The sequence below is a fragment of the Halorubrum sp. GN11_10-6_MGM genome, assembly GCF_005435165.1.
Lineage (GTDB): Archaea > Halobacteriota > Halobacteria > Halobacteriales > Haloferacaceae > Halorubrum.
Window position 1 is genome coordinate 1 of the sequence record NZ_SGUC01000086.1, and the last position, 910, is coordinate 910.

Consider the following 910-nt stretch of genomic DNA (forward strand, 5'->3'; position numbering starts at 1 on the left):
GTCCGTTGGTCTTACGCCTGCTCCGCGAGCTACACTGGAGGTGAGGGTGGAACCTTACCCCAGAGGGGGAAGCCATGACCCCAGGTAGACGGGTCATAGAACCTGTCGGTTCATTATCAGACCCGACATACTTCCTTTTGGCGACATATCGTCGCCTGATGTTCGCGGCACCTACCACGTCCCGATGTCCATGAAAACCACATTCACTGCACGTATAGTCCCGGCCAGAGGGCTTCTTCCTGTGGCCGCACTGTGGACATTCTTGGGACGTGTAGGCTTCGTCAACTCGATTAACAGTGATCCCGGCGAGCTTGGCTTTGTACTCAACCATCCGGTCAAACTCGCCGTAGGCCCACTGGTGCAGCCGTTGGTTCATCTGGCTGCCGTAGTCAATCCGATCACGGATGCCGCGAACATCACCGATCCCGATCGCAGAGACATCGCGCTCAAGGCACATCTCCACGACCTTCCGACTCAGTTTGTGAAGAAGGTCCGTGATCTTGTTGTCGATGTGGTCAAGCTGCTCTTGCTTCGTCTGAACCAGCTTCTTCCAGCGGTTCGAGCCTGGCTCTTTGCGGTCGATCTTCGCATCGAGCTTGGCTTTCAGGCTATTCTGGTAGTGACGGAGAGCGCGAAGTTCACCGCCGTTGATCGTGAATGCGTCTTGACCCGTGAAGACAGCAGCGAGGTGTTTCTCTCCGAGATCGATTCCGGCGATCTTGTCTCCGGTCGTTCGGTCGACAGGCTCTGTGTCATACTGAGCACGGACGACAAAACCACCCGAGCTCTTCCCGATCTCGACGGTTCTGGGTTCTTCGTCGACCGGCCAATCAATCAGAATCGAGTCCTCTCCGCGTTTCGTGGACAGACGGAGCACGCCATCGTCACGGAGCGTGACGCCTTGATAGGT

General features: G+C 56.6%; 1 protein-coding gene. It reads right to left on the reverse strand.

What is annotated here, in order from left to right; translation table 11 throughout:
- A partial coding sequence (locus EXE46_RS17775) for an RNA-guided endonuclease InsQ/TnpB family protein (RefSeq protein WP_394348210.1) occupies positions 1-877 on the reverse strand: 877 nt, incomplete at its 3' end.
- Positions 878-910 lie beyond the last annotated feature (33 nt).